General features: G+C 68.5%; 11 protein-coding genes. All 11 read right to left on the bottom strand.

Annotated elements, in window-relative coordinates:
• Positions 1 to 415: 415 nt before the first annotated feature.
• Positions 416 to 1,195: a maleylpyruvate isomerase family mycothiol-dependent enzyme gene (locus tag ABC138_RS17065; RefSeq protein ID WP_033098821.1), complete on the bottom strand. Its 780-nt coding sequence runs from the start codon at positions 1,193 to 1,195 to the stop codon at positions 416 to 418.
• A complete protein-coding gene (locus tag ABC138_RS17060) occupies positions 1,192 to 2,055 on the bottom strand; it encodes a fumarylacetoacetate hydrolase family protein (RefSeq protein WP_068329984.1) in 864 nt (287 codons plus the stop codon). The genes ABC138_RS17065 and ABC138_RS17060 overlap by 4 nt, the downstream gene beginning before the upstream one ends.
• Positions 2,052 to 3,167, bottom strand: coding sequence for a cupin domain-containing protein (locus tag ABC138_RS17055; protein WP_033098819.1), 1,116 nt, complete (start codon positions 3,165 to 3,167; stop codon positions 2,052 to 2,054). The genes ABC138_RS17060 and ABC138_RS17055 overlap by 4 nt, the downstream gene beginning before the upstream one ends.
• Positions 3,168 to 3,219: 52 nt before the next feature.
• Positions 3,220 to 3,831 (bottom strand): gamma carbonic anhydrase family protein, encoded by a 612-nt coding sequence (locus ABC138_RS17050; RefSeq protein WP_345914420.1) that lies wholly within the window; start codon positions 3,829 to 3,831, stop codon positions 3,220 to 3,222.
• Positions 3,831 to 5,522 carry an AMP-binding protein gene (locus ABC138_RS17045; protein ID WP_345914419.1) on the bottom strand — a complete coding sequence of 564 codons (1,692 nt, stop codon included), beginning with the start codon at positions 5,520 to 5,522 and terminating at the stop codon, positions 3,831 to 3,833. Before ABC138_RS17045 ends, ABC138_RS17050 begins: the two co-directional genes overlap by 1 nt.
• Positions 5,522 to 7,606 carry an acetate--CoA ligase family protein gene (locus ABC138_RS17040; protein ID WP_345914418.1) on the bottom strand — a complete coding sequence of 695 codons (2,085 nt, stop codon included), beginning with the start codon at positions 7,604 to 7,606 and terminating at the stop codon, positions 5,522 to 5,524. The genes ABC138_RS17045 and ABC138_RS17040 overlap by 1 nt, the downstream gene beginning before the upstream one ends.
• Positions 7,599 to 9,209, bottom strand: a complete 1,611-nt coding sequence (locus ABC138_RS17035; RefSeq protein ID WP_033098815.1) for an FAD-dependent monooxygenase — start codon at positions 9,207 to 9,209, stop codon at positions 7,599 to 7,601. Before ABC138_RS17035 ends, ABC138_RS17040 begins: the two co-directional genes overlap by 8 nt.
• An 85-nt stretch (positions 9,210 to 9,294) precedes the next feature.
• Positions 9,295 to 10,137, bottom strand: a complete 843-nt coding sequence (locus ABC138_RS17030; protein ID WP_052040224.1) for a PaaX family transcriptional regulator C-terminal domain-containing protein — start codon at positions 10,135 to 10,137, stop codon at positions 9,295 to 9,297.
• 601 nt (positions 10,138 to 10,738) lie between these two features.
• The gene (locus ABC138_RS17025) at positions 10,739 to 11,947 is read right to left on the bottom strand and encodes a LuxR C-terminal-related transcriptional regulator (protein ID WP_345914417.1); all 1,209 of its coding nucleotides are present in this window, start codon (positions 11,945 to 11,947) and stop codon (positions 10,739 to 10,741) included.
• A gap of 108 nt (positions 11,948 to 12,055) precedes the next feature.
• On the bottom strand, positions 12,056 to 12,865 hold the full coding sequence (locus ABC138_RS17020) for an alpha/beta hydrolase (RefSeq protein ID WP_345914416.1): 810 nt from the start codon (positions 12,863 to 12,865) through the stop codon (positions 12,056 to 12,058).
• A 34-nt stretch (positions 12,866 to 12,899) separates the two neighbouring features.
• Positions 12,900 to 13,826, bottom strand: a complete 927-nt coding sequence (locus tag ABC138_RS17015; RefSeq protein WP_345914415.1) for a VOC family protein — start codon at positions 13,824 to 13,826, stop codon at positions 12,900 to 12,902.
• Between the last annotated feature and the right edge of the window lie 862 nt (positions 13,827 to 14,688).

The raw sequence follows: 14,688 nt of genomic DNA, 5'->3' as shown, positions 1-14,688 counted from the left end.
ATTTTCGACCGTCGCTATGGCCTCATTTTCGAGCGTCGTCGACAACAGGTGGTGGATCGGTCGATGGCGTACGGGTAGCACCTTCAGCGAGGGGTCCGAAGGTCTCCCCGTACTACGCCGTCATGGTACAGCCGTCTATCACGTTCACCTTTGGGGGAGTTGCTATCGACACCGACGCGCAAGTGCTTGGCCACGATGGCACCCCTCTTCCAGATCTTTTCGCAGCTGGCGCCGACGCAGGCGGTCTTTCCCGCTACGGATATGTCGGCGGTCTCGCGCCCGCTTTCATCACGGGTCGCTGGGCAGGCCGACATGCAGCCCGTCTGGCCCTACGAACGGCCAATTCACCTTCAACGGAACAGCTGCCGTAAAGCAGAGAGAGTGCCGGAGGGAGCCGATCCTTGGCACCGGCGGGTCAGAACCAGCGCGGGATCTTGGGCAGCTCGCCGGTGGTGCTGGTCAGTCGGCGTGCGCCACGGCCGGTGAGCCAGCGGACGAGGTCCGCCGTGGTGCCGGTGACCGTGGGGCCGGTCCCCTCGCCCACGGTGACCTGCTCGCCGCGGTCGGCGGGGGCGAGGACGATCTCGACCGCCTCCGGGCGCCGCGCCCACGCCCGCACGACGTCGGCGAGGAGCTCGTCGAGCAGGTCGGCGGGGAAGTCTCGGAAGGAGCCGGCGTTGTCGAGGTCCACGGCGTGGACCCAGACCTCGCGGGCGCGCATCCAGGCGGTCTCGCGAGCCGGGACGGTGCGTCCCTGCGCGGTGCGGACCTCGTGGTCCCACTGATGGTCGGTGAGGTCGCGCCACTCGACGTTCAGGTGGACCTCGGCGTGGGCGAACAGGTTCCGCAGCGCCCGGGCAGGCAGGGTGGCGCCTCGGTCGATCTCGGCGTTGCGCTGCTCGGTCGAGGCGTACATCGGCGTCTCCACGCCGGTGCGCGCCCACTCGCACAGCCGGGTGAGCGCGCGGGCGTTGTAGCCCACGTGCGCGACGAGGGCCGCGCGGGTCCATCCGGGCAGCAGGCTCGGGCCGAACAGGTCCTCGTCGGTCAGCTCGTTGAGCTTCCGTGCGAAGTACGCCGTCCCCGTCCGTGCCCACGCCAGCTCTCGGGCCGGTGCGTCGGCGGCGTCGTACCGGGCACCCGCGCCCTGACGGCGGCGCAGCTCCTCACGGGCCTGCTCGAGCGTGGTGCTCATACGCCCACCGTGGCCGGCGTCTGCTCGGCGGCGCCCGCGACTTTCTCGGCGACCGCCACGTTGACGACGTCGCCGATGCCGTCGATCGCGACGGACACGGTCTGCCCGGCGGAGATGTAACGGCCCGGCTTGCGCGCGTGGCCGACGCCCCCCGGTGTGCCGGTGGCGATGACGTCACCGGGGTTGAGCGTGAAGATCGTCGAGATGTACCGCACCAGGGCGACGGCGTCGAAGACGAGGTCGTCGATGCGGGCGCGCTGCATCTCCTCCCCGTCGAGGCGGGTGACCAGCTCGGCGTCGGCGGGCAGCTCGTCCGGGGTGACGAGGACCGGGCCCAGCGGGGTCGAGCTCTCCCACGCCTTGCCCTGGAACCACTGGGGACTGCGGTACTGGTAGTCGCGCATGGTGATGTCGTTCATGATCGTGTACCCGGCGATCGCGGCCTCCGCCTGCTCGGCGTCGGCCCGGCGAACGCTCCTGCCGACGACGACGGCGAGCTCGCCCTCCCAGTCGATCTTGTCCGACTCCGGCGGGACCTGAATCTCGTCGCGCGGACCGATGAGGGCCTCGGGGAACTTGGTGAACAGCGTCGGGTGCTCCGGCAGCTCGCGGCCCATCTCGAGGATGTGGTTGCGGTAGTTCAGGCCGACGCACACGATCTTTCCCGGTGTGGTCACCACCGGGGCGAGGTCCGCCGTCGTCAGGTCGTGCTCGGTGCCGGCCGCCTGGGCGACGGCGGCGAGGTCGCCGCGACGCAGCAGGTCCGCGACGTCGGTGTAGCCGGTCAGCTCGACGGCCTTGTCGCCGTCGACCCGGGCAGCGACGGTCCCGGAGGCGGTGCGCAGGGTGGTCAGTCTCATCGGTCGGCTCCCTCGATGTAGGTGCGGTCGAAGTGGAGACGCTCCATGATCGGGGCGTCGGAGAAACGGAACAGGTCGAACTGGGTGTCGGCCTGGAGCGACCACGACACCCACGACGGGACGACGAACATGTCGCCGATCTCGAGCTGGTGCTCGGTGCCGTCCATGACGACGGAGCCCGAGCCCTCGAAGACCTGGAAGACCGTCGAGCCGACCTCGCGGCGGGTCGCCGTCGCCGTGCCCGCGCGCAGGCGGTGGAACTCGGCCCTGATGGTCGGCATCACGTCACCGCCGGTGGTCGGGTTCACGTAGCGCACGGCCGCGTGACCCTGCTCGACCGTCGCCGGCTGGCCCTCCTCCTCCAGGAGCAGCTGCTCGGTCAGCGCACGGTCGGTGTACTCCCACCGGTATGCGCCGATCGGCGAGGACACGGTGTTCTGCAGGCCGGAGAGCGGACGCAGGCCGGGGTGGCACCACAGCCGCTCGCCGCGGGAGTAGTTCGGGGTCGCGTAGTCGGTGACGCGCTCGGACCCGAACTCGAAGAAGCCCACGTCGTTGGTGTAGGAGAACGGGATGTCGAGACCGTCGATCCAGGCCATCGGCTGGTCCGTCTCGTTGTGGTGGCCGTGGAAGTTCCACCCCGGGGTCAGCAGGAAGTCGCCGCGCGACATGCGCACCGGGTCGCCGTTGACGACCGTCCAGACGCCCTCGCCCTCGACGACGAAGCGGAAGGCGTTCTGGGAGTGGCGGTGCTCCGGAGCCGTCTCCTTCGGGCCGAGGTACTGGATGGCTGCCCACAGGGTCGGGGAGACGTAGGCCCGCCCTCCCATGCCCGGGTTGGCCAGGCCGATGGCGCGGCGCTCGCCCCCGCGCCCGACGGGCACCAGGTCGCCCGACTTCTGCGCGAGCGGGTAGAGCGTCGACCACTTCCACACGTGCGGCACCGCCTTCGGCGAGGGGCTCGTGGGCATGAGGTCGTCGATCTGGGTCCACAGCGGGATCATGTGGTTCGCCTCGAACCCGGCGTAGAGCTCGCGCAGCTCGGGGGTGTCCTCCGGCTGCATCGCGTTCTCGACGTCGCTGTGCTCGAGCGGCTCTTCGGTGGTGGTCATCGTCTGATCCTTTCGAAACGTGTGACGTGCTGATTTGGCAGCTCGGTCACCGTCAGCCGGTGACTCTTGCTTCGCGGATGGGAACGGCATCGTCCGAGCCGAAGGGCAGCACCGGGCGGTCCGCCTCGGGGGCTGTGAGAGGGATGACCTCCTCGAGCCGCTCGTGCGAGAGGACAGCGATTTCGTGGTACATCCGGGTGCCGTTCGCCTTCCACTCCAACTCGGTGTCGGAGAGTTCGCGGACCACGTGAGCCGGGGAGCCGAGCACCAGGTGTCCGGCGGGAACCTGCATCTCCGCAGGCACAAGCGAGCCCGCCCCGACGAAGGCACGCTCACCGACCCGTGCGCCGTCGAGCAGGACGGCGCCGATCCCGATCAGCGCGCCGGCCCCCACCGTGCACCCGTGGAGCACCGCCGCGTGCCCGACATGCCCGTCCTCGCCGATCACGGTCGTGCGGCGGGGAAAGGTGTGCACGACGCAGCCGTCCTGCACGTTCGAGCCCGCACCCAGCACGATTCCGCCGAGATCGGCTCGCAGGGACGCGTGCGGACCGACGTAGCAGCCCGGCCCGACCACCACATCACCGATCAGGACCGCGCTTGGATGGACGTACGCTGTCGGATCGACGACCGGGGTGACCCCGGCAAATGCGTAAGCCGGCATCAGAGGCTCGCGCGGATGCCAAGCCCGGCAGCGAGACGCTCCGCGATGTCGGTGCGGAGCGCCTTCTTGTTGATCTTGCCGACCTTCGTCGTCGGCAGCTCGTCGGTGGCCTCGAGGTGCTCGGGCCACTTGTACCGGGCCACCCCGGCCGTCTCCATCGCGGCGTGGACGTCCGTTAGGCTCACGGACTGCCCGTCGTGCGGGACTACGTAGACGCACACCCGCTCGCCGAGGACGTCGTCGGGCATGGCGACAGCGGCGACGAGCCGGACCGCGGGCAGCTGGTAGACGAGGTTCTCGATCTCCTCGGCGGAGATCTTCTCCCCGCCGCGGTTGATCATGTCCTTGTCGCGGCCCTCGACGATGAGGTTGCCCATCTCGTCCATGCGGCAGATGTCGCCGGAGCGGTACCACCCGTCGGTGGTGAAGGCCCGGGCGTTCTGCTCCTCGGCCCGGTAGTACCCGCGCAGCGTGTACGGGCCCTGCGTGATGAGAGACCCCGGCGTGCCCTGCGGGACGGGGTTGTCGTGCTCGTCGACGAGCAGGACCTGGTCGTCCGGGGACATCGGGCGGCCCTGGGTGGTGAAGATGATCTCCTCGGGGTCGTCGAGGCGGGTGTAGTTCAGCAGTCCCTCGGCCATGCCGAACACCTGCTGCAGGATGCAGCCGAGCGTGCCGGGGACGCGGCGGGCTACCTCGTCGGCCAGCCGCGAGCCGCCGACCTGCAGCACCTTGAGCGACGCCAGCTGGTCGGTCGGGTTGGCGGCCTGCTCGTCGAGCCACCGCTTGGCGACGGCGGGGACGACGGCGGTGTGCGTGACGCCCTCACGCTCGATGGTGGCGAACGCCCGCGCCGGCGACGGGCTGGGCAGCATGACCACCGTCCCTCCGACCAGCAGAGTCCCGAGTACGCCCGGGCAGGCGAGCGGGAAGTTGTGCGTGGCCGGGATGCTGACCAGGTAGACGGTGTCGGTGTCGAAGCCGCAGACCTTCGTGGACTCCTTGGCGTTGTAGGCGTAGTCGTCGTGCGAGCGGGGGATGAGCTTCGGGATGCCGGTGGTGCCGCCTGAGAGTAGGAAGAGGGCGACGTCGGAGCTCGCCGGCTCCGCGGCGTCCCACCTTGCCCGGTGCGACCTGGCGTCGGCGTCATCGGCGGGCGGGGCACAGAGCGCGCCCAGGTCGACGGCACCCTCGGCGACGTGCTCGCCGGCGACGAGCACGTGCTCCAGGACCGCGTGCTCGGCGGCGAGGTCGAACCCGAGCTGCTGGTAGTCGAAGTCCTTCACCACGTCGGGCACCGCGACGGCGACCGCCTCGGCGTGCTCGACGAAGTAGGACATCTCGTGGCGGCGGTGCCCGGGCAGGGCCATCACCGGCACGATCCCGGCGCGGAAGCAGGCGAGCGTCAGGACGGCGAACTCCCAGCCGTTCGGCAGCTGGACGACGATCCGGTCGCCACGGGCCACGCCGAGGTCCCGGAGCCGGGAGGCGGCGGCGTCGGCGCGGGCGACGAGGTCGGCGTAGGTGATCCGCACGTCGCCGTCGACGACGGCGGTCTTGGCCGGGTGCTCGTCGGCGGCGGCCCACAGGTGGTGACCCAGCGACCTGCCCTCCCAGTAGCCGGCGGCGGTGAACCGGCGGGCGAGCTCGGAGGGCCAGGGGACGATTCCTTCGGCGATGGGGCGGACCATCACGACTCCTTCGTGGTGACGACAGCGTCGAGGGCGACAAGCCCGTCCGCGGTGACCCGCAGCGGGTTGATCTCGACGTCGCCCAGGTGGGGGTGGTCGAGCAGCAGGGCGCCGAGCGCGCTGAGCAGGGCGGCGAGCTCGGAGCGGTCGAGGGTGGGCGAGCCGCGGAAGCCCTCCAGCAGGGCGCGCCCGGCGAGGTCGTCAGGCATGGTGGCGGCCTCGGCGGGGGAGAGCGGCGCGACGCGCAGGCTGACGTCCTGCAACGCCTCGGCGACGGTGCCGCCGAGCCCCAGCAGGACGACGGGGCCGAAGACCGGGTCCCGGCGGGCGCCGACGATGAGGTCGACGCCGGAGGGTGCCATCGCCTCGACGAGGACCCGGTCCGCGCCCGCGGCGCGTAGCGCGGCGAGGGCCTCATCCAGCTCGTCGTGGGTGCGCACGCCCAAGCGCACGCCGCCGATCTCCGTCTTGTGCAGCACGGCGGCGTCGAGCAGCTTGACGGCGACCGGGCCGCCGACGGCGTCCAGGGCGGCGTGCGCCTCGGCGTCGCTCTGGCAGGCGCGGCGGGCCATCGTGCGGAAGCCGAGCCGCCCCACCAGAGCCTTGGCCTCGTCCTCGTCCCACGCCGTCCGCGTCACCATGGGGAAGGACGACGCGTCTGCTCCGCCGTCGGCCCCGTCCGCTCCGCCGTCGGTGCCGGCGCCGGCGTCCTGACGGGCACGGTGCTGGCGCCGCGCGTCCTCGACGAGTGCCGCGGCACCGGTGGCCAGCGCCGTCGGGGCGCCGTACGCGGCGACGCCGGCGGCGTGGAGACGACGGCGGATCTCCCGGACCTCCTCCGGCGCGCCGCCGAGCCCGACGAGGGTCGGGACGGCCGAGGCGGCCGAGGCCGCCGGAACCGTGGCGGCCAGGTCGATGCTGTCCGGCTCCGTCAGGGCGTACGTGGCGACGACGTCCACGCCCGGGTCGGCGGCGACGGCCTCGAGCACGGCGCCGAACGTCTCGCTCGGGCGGCCCGTGTCGACCGGGTTGCGCTGGTAGGTCAGCGGCGGCAGGAGCTCACCGATCCGCGCCACCGTCCCGTCCGACAGACCGGGCACGGCGACACCGTGCCCGCGCAGGCTGTCCATGAGCAGCAGACCGGGCCCGGCCTGCGCCGTGACGATGCCGACGCCGGGATTCGCGGCCGGGGCGAGACGGGAGTGGGAGAGCGCCACGACCGCGTCGACCAGTTGCTGCTCGTCGTCGACCAGGATGGCGCCGGCCTGGCGCAGCGCGGCCCGCGTGGTCCGCCACGAGGTGGCCAGCGCGCCGGTGTGGGACTGGGCGAACTCGGCGACGTCGTTGCGGCCGACCACGAGGGCCACCACGGGCACGCGCTCCGTCAGCGCCCGCACGGACTCAACGAGCCGGCGCCCGTCGGCGACCGACTCGACATGCAGCGCCACCACCCGGGTGGCGTCGTCCCCGCGCAGGTGGTCCAGGACGTCAGGGGCGGTGACGTCCGTGGCGTTGCCCAGCCCGACGGCGAGGCTGACGCCCAGGCCGGCCTCGGCGAGGAGGAAGGAGAGGGCGTGGTTGATCCCGCCGGAGGCCGCGACGACGGCGACGCCGCCGGCGGGGACGTCCCCAGCAGCCGGGACGAAGCTCGCGGTGAGTTTCTGGGCGGGGGAGAAGAACCCGGAGGTGTTCGGCCCGAGCAGCCGAACGCCGGTGCGGCGGGCGGCCTCGAGCAGGGCGGCCTGGTGGGCGGCGCCGGCCTCGCCGGACTCGGCGAACCCGCCGGCGCAGACGAGGGCGGCCTTGATGCCGGCCGCGGCGGCCTCCTCGACGGCGGAGGCGCAGGCCGCGGCGGGAACGCACAGGACGGCCAGGTCCAGCGGGGCGCCCAGGGCCTGCGAGGCCGCAGCGACGGAGGCGTGGAGTCCAGAGCCGGGGTCGGGGTTGCGCGAGTTGACGAGCCCGAGGGCGCCGTCGAAACTGCGCAGGGATCGGGCCATGACGGCGCCCAGCTTCGCGCCGGAGCGCGAGGCGCCGACGACGGCGACGCCGCGCGGTGAGAAGAGGGAGCGCAGGTCAGACACCGGTGCCTCCCGCGATCGCGACGAGGTCGGCCCGGCCGGAGAGCACCAGGGTGGCGGCGCGGTCCTCGTCGGCCTGCTCCTCCACCAGGGCGACCGGCAGGCCGACGGCGAGGCGGACCTCCTCGGCCAGAAGCACCCGGGTGAGCGGCGTACCGCCGTGCACCGCGACCAATGCCGGGCGCTCGGAGCGGCAGGCCACCACCGTGGCCGCGGCACCGGCCACGCCGTCCTCGGACTCCGGGGCGGCGAGCCACAGAGCCCACGGCTCGTCCTTGCCGGGGGAGCGTGCCGGTACGCCGTCGGCCGGTGGGCACTCGGCGAGGGGCACCAGGGCGCCGTTGCCGTCGGCCACGAACCGCCGTCCGTCGCGCTCGACGATCCGCGCGGTGCGGCCCGGGAAGACGACGCGGCCCAGGTCTAGCGGGGTGCTGAGCGGGTCACTCCCGTGACGGTCGAGCCACGCAGCATCGACGGCGGCGATGAAGTCCGGGTCACGCCGGGCGATCTTGGCCCGACCGATGGACCGGCTCATGAAGTGGAACGCGAACTGCATGGGGTCGAACGCGGAGTGGTAGCGGCCGAAGTGCTCCCACCAGGACAGGCTCGGGCGGGCCGAGCCCTGGATCTTCTCCACCGACGGGCGGGCCGCCCCCTCGTACGCGGCGAGCGCCTGCTCGACGTCGTCGTGCTCGACGACGGCGCGGGCAAGCTCGATCGCGTCCTCCATCGCCATCTTGGTGCCCGATCCGACCGAGAAGTGCGCGGTGTGCGCGGAGTCGCCGAGTAGGGCCACCTTGCCGGCGTGCCACGAGTCGGCGCGACGGGTACGGAAGTTCCCCCAGCGGGAGTTGTTGACTAGCAGCGGCTGCCCGTCGATCTCGTCGGCAAAGAGCTCCTGGAGGTACTTCCGGCTCTTCTCGTCGCTCGGCCCCGGGGGCTGGGTGACGTCGAACTCGTCGAGGCCGGCGCGGCGCCAGGTCTCCTCGTCGGTCTCGACGATGAAGGTGCTGACATCTGCTGAGATCGGGTAGCCGTGGACGGCGAACACGCCGTGCGGACCCTCCTTGTGAACGAAGGTCAGCCCGTCGAACATGTACGAGGTGCCGAACCAGATGAACTTCGCCCTCGCCTGGACCGCGGAGGGACCGAACTGGTCGGCGAAGCGGTCACGGGTGCGGGAGTTGGCGCCGTCGGAGGCGACGACGACGTCGTGCTCGGCGAGCACCTGGTCGACGTCGACCTCGGTCTCGAAGCGCAGGTCCACGCCCTCGGCGCGGGCCCGGTCCTGCAGGAGGAGCAGAAGGGTCTTGCGGGAGATGGCGGCCATCCCGTTGCCGCCCACCGTGATCCGCTCGCCCTTGAGCCGGACCTCGATGTCCTCCCAGTGCCTGCCGTGCTCACGCAGCGCGTCGATGAGTACCGCGTCGGCGTCGTTGATCTTCTGCAGGGTGGCGTCGGAGAAGACAACGCCGAAGCCGTAGGTGTCGTCGGCGCGGTTGCGCTCGTAGACGCTCACCCGGGCGTCCGGCCGGCGCTGCTTGATGAGCGTGGCGGCGAACAGCCCGCCGGGGCCACCACCGATGCAGGCCACTGAGAGCGACATGGGATCTCCTACGCATTCACGTCATCGTGTGGCCACCACTGCGGCTAGCCAGTCCGGCCAGTCTGTGACATCTGACCGACGAGCGTCAAGTAGTTGACACGGGCATCTGCACCGGTTCCTCAGGCCGAGTACCGGTTACGGAGTCGATGGCTCGCTCTGCCGCAGGGAGCAAGAGTTCGGACGCCTCCTTGAACAGCTGGTACGCGTCGTGGCCGCGCCAACGGGCGGGCAGCAGTTCCAGCGGCAGGCCAGGGTCACGGAAGGGGAACTTCCGCCACTCGTGGAAGAGCTCGATGCGTGTCACCAGCGCCTCGTCCGGCCCGAGCCGGCCCGAACGGTAGCGGGGCAGCTGCGCACGGTATCGCTCGAGGAACACCCGGTAGTCGGCGTTGAGGGCGTCGAGGTCCCAGCAACGCTCGGCCATGTCGCGGTCCGCCGGCAGTCCCTTGGACCGGGCGCGCAGCAGGTCCAGCCGAACGTCGGGCTCGTGGGCGAACTTCTCCTCCACGCGGGCGAGCCGGTCGTGTGGCGAGATCCAGGTGGACGCCGCGAGCGGTCCAAACCCGAGCCACGACAGCTCTTTCCGCAGTTCCTCACGCGTCGCACGCGCCGTCTCCGGGACGTAGTAGATGACTATGTGCCACCAGCCGTCCCAGCTGGACCGGGGGTCTGTAAAAATCCGCTCACGCCCCTCGTCGAGCATCCGCCAGCTGCGCTCATTCAGTGCGTAGACCACCTCGCGGCCGTCCCTGCCCGGGCGGGTGTCGAACCAGCCTTCCTTTCGCAGGCGAGACATCACGACACGCGCCGACGACGCCCCCACCCCGAACCTCTCCAGCAACGCAACGAGATCCCGGAGCGGAGCCTCCCCGCCGCGGTATCTCAGGTAGCCGCCGAACAGGTCGAAGACGATCCCTCTGGGCTTCATCGCTCATCCCTTCGCTCTCGCCAACCAACAATGCGTGTCACAATCTTGACGGTCGACGTAGACATAGCGTAGACACTTCTCCAGTGTGAGAGGCCCAGCGGGTGACGCCCCAGGCGACACCAGACCCGAGGCTCGCAGATCTGAAGCTTGAGCATCTTGTTGAACCACCGTGACCCCCCGTCACCGTGTCCCCCGCGCCCCGATAGCGCAGGTACTCACCGAAGAGATCGAACGCGACGGACCGGGGTTTCATCACGGTTCTGCTCGGACTTTCTGGGACAGGGGCCGCATCCAAGGTGCGGAAGGCATGGTCATTCGGGCTCAATGCGCTGCGCGTATGTCATACGCATGTTCGTATGTGAAATCCCAGCATCCACTGTGCCACCGGTCTGCTTTGGTTAACTTCGGGTCGCGGCAATGGCCCGATAGCGTCTCAGCAAGGCCAGGCTCGTCCACTGCCAGGGGAGTGAGCTGTTTGCAGAGCCAAGGAATCCCGCATACGGCCACCAAGAAGGTCTGAGGGCTCGCCCACGGGCAATGTCCCCACTTTTGTTCGTGCGTATCCATGTGCGCCTCGAACCCGATGGTTCACCAACAGTACTCATGCCAGCCATTTGGCGACTGCCTCGGCCCGATTGCGCGCATGCAACTTCCGGAGAATCTGCTTGACGTGCGACTTCACCGTCTCGTCTGTGACGAATAGCCGCGCCGCTATTGCTGAATTCGTCTCGCCGGCGGCCATGAGCCGTAACACCTCGCTCTCGCGCGTTGACAGCGACGAGGCGGGCGCAAACCGGACCGCCTGCCGCGGATACGTGTCCAACTGAGAGCGCATGAAGCTGTTCGCTCTTCCGACTCCACCGGCGGGTGGCGGCATTGTAATATCCGCGTATCCGTCGGCGGCACCCGTTGCGGTGTCGCTGAGGCTCGCCAGCCCTGACTGGATCACCCCGAGCCTGTCTAAGAGGGCGTTTCTCTGCCACAGGTGCGAGACCGATCGGGCTGCCTGAGTGAGCAACCGCCGATCAGGTTCACCGACGTAGCGACGCTGGAAGTAGCGATCCGCATGTAGGAACCCGACCACGAGGCCCTTCTGCAAGATGGGTGCAGCCACATAAGAATGGACCCTAGAGACGTCAGCGAGGGGCCGATGGATGCGCTCATCAGTTGAGACCGAGGTCACACAGATCGCCTTCTTTCCCCGTACCATGACCGACTCGAACAATGAAGACACCTTTTGAGGATGAGCGCCGCCGACACGTAGTATCTCGGTTGCCCACGCTTCGTCCGTGGGGATACAGACTGCATTGGTGAACCACATGCCGTCCTGCAGGGTCGATGCGATCGCCCGGTCGAACCCGATGCCGCAGACCACCTCCGTAGCACGCTGGAGGAGTGCTTCCGTTGACTCGGTGTTTTCCAACTCCGACATAGTTTGTTGGAAAACGTCCGATGCGCGTTCACGCTCGCGTGCCTGCGCCTCGCGGAGCCGAGCCTCAACGTTTCTGACCCTGCCGAGAACTTCAAGAAGTTTCCTTCTCGACTCGACTCCCGCGTCTGGCTGCCCTGCGTCGATCGCCCCGATCGCCAGTTGCCATACACGCGACAATGCCGCCGTGGCTGTCCGGACGTCTACAACCTCGTCGACGTCGGGATCAGCCAGCTGCGGCACCAGGAACTGCATGGCGCGGACCGTGTCACGAACCTCCTGCAACACCTCCAATGGAACCGGGCATCCAGGGAGCGCCCACGGTTCACCCAGCTCGTTCAGGCGCCCCACCGAGATACTGGAGGTTGCCGCCTCACTCACGGTATCCGACTCCTTACTCCGCATGGATCCGAGGCCAGCCCCAAGGCTGGGCCTTCCGAAGGCAAGCACTGGGAGGGTGCTTCATAGGTGCATGAAAACCGGGAATTCTCAATTGTGAAGTACGAAGTCGGTCACCAGCCTGTTGAACTCGGCAGCGTGCTCGACCTGCGCCCAGTGGCCGCACCGGTTGATCAGTGCGACACGGGAGTTGGCGATGCTTGCGCAAAGCATGAGCGACGTCTCAAATGACACCACTCGGTCATCACGACCATGAATAAGTAGAGTCGGCGCCGTGATGCCACGGACGGTATTCATATCCGCCCAGATGGGGATGGGCGCCCGAGGCAGCCCCGCGACGACGTTCTCCAGGTGATCCGGGCGCAACAGTGCTGCATCCGACCGCGCCTGGCACAGCTCAGGCGTCGCAAAAGTGGCGGAGTCAAAGACCATGATCTCAACGAGGCGACGCATGTTCTCCGGACTGGGCGCCCGGTACGCCTCGTACATCACTTTCAGCCCTTCGGACGGACCATCGCCAGCACCGAAGAGGATTGGCCGCATGGTCGCTGGCGGACCCATCGTGATCAGGTGCGACACGCGACCCGGCTGCTCGGCAGCCAGTCTGATAGACGTGTGGCCGCCCATTGAATTCCCGACGAAGGCAGCCTTCTCGATGCCAAGGGCATCCAGGAACTGCACTGCCGCCTCAACATGGTCAACCTCATCGAAGGAGACTGCGTCGGACTCGCCCCAACCGGGCATATCCACGGCAAAGACGTGAAAACTCTCAGCGAGTGCCTCGATATTCGAGGCATAATTGCTCCAGCCGGTGGCACCCGGGCCGCCTCCGTGCAGAAGCACCACCGGATGTCCCTCGCCAGCCTCGTAATAGTGGATGTTCCAGTTCTTCGTTTTCACGTCGCGAGCGATATCGCTCGGGCGAAGAGTCACCTCAGTGCACCTCGTCCGTTGCCGTGTGCGCGAGTTGCTCGGCCAGAACCTGGGGTGGACGGTGCCCCCATGAGTGCAGGCGGTCGAGAGTCTTGACTTCCCAGGTCTCGTCGTCGATCAGGAGGGCGCCCCAACCGTACTCCACGTTGAATCCAGACGGTGTCCGTACGTAGAAACTGAACATTCTGTCATTTGGGTGCATGCCTAGTGTCATCTCGAACGGCTGTCTGGCGTCTAGACAACGGTCATAGGCAAGACCTACGTCACGGATGTCGCTAACCTCGAGCATGAAGTGATGCGTGACCTTCGGAAACGGAAGCTTTCCGAAGGCGACCGTGTGGTGGCGCGGGTTGCAGTGCAGAAAGATTAGATCCGCGACGATGCCCGGCGCCACTTCCTCGACGATGATATCGCTGATCTTGAAACCCAGCAGGTCAACGTAGAAGGCGAGGTATTCCTCGCGGCTAACATCACCTGTCAATAGCACTTGGTGGCCGGCGCCTCCGTCGCCCGTGACGAAGCTACCTAGGAGCTTCGTGGACTCGAAGGGAGTTTCGGCGTCTGCGAAGCCGCTGACGAGCTCAACTCGGTTTCCCATCGGGTCGGTGGTGACGAAGATCCGGTCCACCTTGCGATCGGCGGCAAGGGCAGCATCTCCTTCTGTCACCTCGAAGCCAGCACTACCAAGGCCCTGAACAATCGCGTCGAGTTCGGGCTCGCTCGCGACCTCGTAACCGCTCACCACGAGGTCATCAGCCGCGCCTGCCTCCACTACCCAGCGGTGGGCCTTGTGGTCGGTACGCAGCGTAAAGCCGCTGGTCGTCTTCTCGCCGAACTGCATCCCGAGTAGATCGACGCCGAAGTGCTCCCACGCCGCCAGGTCCGAGACCTCATATCCGACGTAGGCGAGTTCCTTCACTTTGCCCACGGGCCTCCCCTTTCTCTGGTCGACCCCTAGGCGGGGCCATCGTCATGTGTGCAAAACCACTGTTGCACATGTATGACGATGTGACAACGGTCGTCGCCCAGGTGCTGCGAAGTTCGGAAGCCCCTGACGGGCAGGACCGCGCACTTCGTAGCGTGAAGCGGATGTCGGGCGGATGCCGTCCCAGTAGTACTGGTGGACGCCCGGGGACGCGCCGCACGCCTTGGCCCTGGGCGAGCGCCATCGCGCAACGCAGCACCCCGGTTTGACGGTTCTCCCCTTCGTCTTCGGCTGGCGGCCGGAGGCTCTGGATGGAGGCAGGTCAAGATCGGCCGCAACTACCACCTCACGACCGACTACCAGCACTATTCGGTGCCCTACGCCCTTGCCGGACGCCTGGTGAGGGTGCGGCTGCCTGCCTCAAGGGTGACGGTGTTCGACGGACAGCAGGTCGTTGCCGAGCACCGTCGCAAGACGGGTCGCAAGGGCCAGTACTCGACCGATCCGGGCCATGTTCCACCGCGGCACCGCAACGCGGACGGGCTGTGGTCGCGAGACTGGTTCCTCGACCGTGGCCGCCGCGTTCGGGCCCGCGACCATCCAGGTGGTCGAGCAGATCCTCGACCGGCACGCGATCGAGGCGCAGGGCTACCCTGGACTGCCAGAAGAGCGTGTTGCATAAACCCTCGGCGCGTCTTCGGGGCCTTCTGGTCGTGTCTCGGGAAAATCTCTTGGCAGGTAGGGGTTCTGGAGGTGGACGTGGGTTACAACTTCTTGACTGTGGAGCGTGATCAGGTGTTCTTGATGCCGCCGTCGTTGACCTAGCCCGGATCGTTCACGATTGATCGGCGCGTCGGGGGCCTGA

This window comes from Janibacter sp. LM (genome assembly GCF_039631275.1).
Lineage (GTDB): Bacteria > Actinomycetota > Actinomycetes > Actinomycetales > Dermatophilaceae > Janibacter > Janibacter terrae.
Note: the sequence above shows the minus strand (reverse complement) of the source record. Positions and strands in the feature narration are given on the sequence as shown.

Excerpts from the sequence above, each read along its gene's own strand:
- ABC138_RS17065 (WP_033098821.1), bottom strand. The coding sequence starts at position 1,195 with ATGAGCACCACGCTCGAGCAGGCCCGTGAGGAGCTGCGCCGCCGTCAG.
- ABC138_RS17060 (WP_068329984.1), bottom strand. The coding sequence starts at position 2,055 with ATGAGACTGACCACCCTGCGCACCGCCTCCGGGACCGTCGCTGCCCGG.
- ABC138_RS17055 (WP_033098819.1), bottom strand. The coding sequence starts at position 3,167 with ATGACCACCACCGAAGAGCCGCTCGAGCACAGCGACGTCGAGAACGCG.
- ABC138_RS17050 (WP_345914420.1), bottom strand. The coding sequence starts at position 3,831 with ATGCCGGCTTACGCATTTGCCGGGGTCACCCCGGTCGTCGATCCGACA.
- ABC138_RS17045 (WP_345914419.1), bottom strand. The coding sequence starts at position 5,522 with ATGGTCCGCCCCATCGCCGAAGGAATCGTCCCCTGGCCCTCCGAGCTC.
- ABC138_RS17035 (WP_033098815.1), bottom strand. The coding sequence starts at position 9,209 with ATGTCGCTCTCAGTGGCCTGCATCGGTGGTGGCCCCGGCGGGCTGTTC.
- ABC138_RS17030 (WP_052040224.1), bottom strand. The coding sequence starts at position 10,137 with ATGAAGCCCAGAGGGATCGTCTTCGACCTGTTCGGCGGCTACCTGAGA.